Source organism: Chromobacterium sinusclupearum, assembly GCF_002902845.1.
Lineage (GTDB): Bacteria > Pseudomonadota > Gammaproteobacteria > Burkholderiales > Chromobacteriaceae > Chromobacterium > Chromobacterium sinusclupearum.
Genome location: NZ_PPTF01000090.1, coordinates 1 through 326, shown reverse-complemented (window position 1 = coordinate 326; position 326 = coordinate 1). Strand labels below are relative to the sequence as shown.

1 pseudogene is annotated in these 326 nt (G+C 58.9%); it reads left to right on the top strand.

Features of this window, described 5'->3' with window-relative positions:
• Positions 1–210 (top strand): annotated as a pseudogene (locus tag C2134_RS19275) (hypothetical protein); the annotation flags it as partial.
• Between the last annotated feature and the right edge of the window lie 116 nt (positions 211–326).

Here is a 326-nt window from a genome sequence, read left to right as displayed (position 1 = left end):
GAAATCCAGGGCGTGGTGAACGTGGTGTTCAGCGTCGGCGCCAGCGGCAAATACAGCGGCGACGCCAGCTTCAATTTCAGCGGCGACATTCCGCCGCGTTATCGCAGCGCGTTCAAAGCCGCCATTACTACCGCATTGCAGGGTTACACCTGCCAGGCCAATTCCCAATTGAAACAGGAATTCGGCTTCAAAATGGACTCTGGCTCCTAAGACCAGGGCCTCTCAAGACACAAAGGAGCAAATACCATGACCAAGATCACTCGCGCATTTCTGGGCAAAGTCCTGGGCGCTGCCGCCGCGCTGAGCGCGCTGCCGGCACTGGCGGC